The organism is Cobetia sp. BMC6 (assembly GCF_029991385.1).
Lineage (GTDB): Bacteria > Pseudomonadota > Gammaproteobacteria > Pseudomonadales > Halomonadaceae > Cobetia.
In genome coordinates this window covers 1-1242 of sequence record NZ_JAKUMF010000023.1, presented here as the reverse complement: position 1 = coordinate 1242, position 1242 = coordinate 1, and the positions used below count along the sequence as shown (strand labels likewise).

At 53.3% G+C, this 1242-nt stretch carries 1 protein-coding gene; it reads right to left on the bottom strand.

The window, feature by feature from the left end:
• Positions 1-22: 22 nt before the first annotated feature.
• Positions 23-1141 (bottom strand): ISAs1 family transposase, encoded by a 1119-nt coding sequence (locus tag MKZ40_RS16770; protein ID WP_175090797.1) that lies wholly within the window; start codon positions 1139-1141, stop codon positions 23-25.
• Positions 1142-1242: the final 101 nt, after the last annotated feature.

Sequence of the window (1242 nt, the reverse complement as noted above, 5' to 3'; positions counted from 1 at the left end):
CAGGGAAAACGCATGAAAGCTTTCAGACCGCGAGAATGTCAGCAAGATATGTCTCAACCAGTGCCGCTTTCTTCTGTTTCCGCCGAATTCCGCCTTTGAAAGATTTCTCTCCTTTCAGGTAATTCAGCGCAATATGCCGGACCCTAGCGAGGTTTTCCGCCGCCTGTCCGCGGTGGATTTTGCAGGCATCTTCACGAAGCGCCACATCCAAAGACCAGTGGAGCTTGGCCTCAATATGCCAGTGCTGCCGAGCTGCTTCGGCGAGCTTCTTGGCGGTCAACTCGGCTGAACTAATGTAGTAGCGGATCATCGGCTCTTCAGGAGCCTCATCGCCCTCTTGGCGAAAACTCATCACTACCCCTACCGCTTTCAAGCCCGGCCATTCGTAGCTAAGCTCTTGAAACTCTTCAGTAATCTCACTCACAATGTGATAGCGCGTCTCTTGCCGGCCGCGGTTCTTTTCATCCGTGATATACGAGTCTCCCGAAAAGCTCGCCACCTTGGTTATTGGGAATGCCGTCTCGAAGGCGGCAGCCAAAGCTGGCTGATTCCCCTTTACCGATAGCAGGTAATCGGCACCCTTCTGCAGGACCTGAGTGGCGATCTTTTTCTGGCAGCCCATGGCATCAATTGTCACCAAGCAGCCTTGCAGATTGAGTAGCTTTAGCAGCTCGGGAATCGCCGTAATCTCATTCGACTTCTGCGCCGTCTTCACCTGCCCTAGCACGACACCATTAGCCGCGCTGAAGGCACTGACCATGTGGATCGCACCCTTGTTCTTGCCACGGCAATACGAGCCACGCAATGTCTTGCCATCAATGGCTACCACTGCGCCATCAGTCACGTCATGGCAACTTTTCATCCACTCAGCGAATGCAGTTTGCAGCTGCTCGGCATTCACCAGGGCCATCACCCTGGCCAAGGTATCGTGGCTCGGCACGCCAGCCTTAAAATCGCCGTACTGGCGAAGAAAGTCCAACTTCGCGTGGCCAAAATCTTCGATTTCATCCCAACCTTCTGCACCACAGATCACCGCACAGACGATCAGAAACAAGATATCCGACAGCTGATGCTGCACTTTCCACGCCTGGCGGAAGTCGGAAACAATCGATAAATGGTGCATAAGAGACGGTGTCAGCATCGGATCATCCATGAGCGAAAGCTGCTAAATGACCACATGAGGTCCTTTTGGTAAAGCGCTACGAGGCCCGTCGTAGAGCGGTTTTTCATGCATTTTCCCTG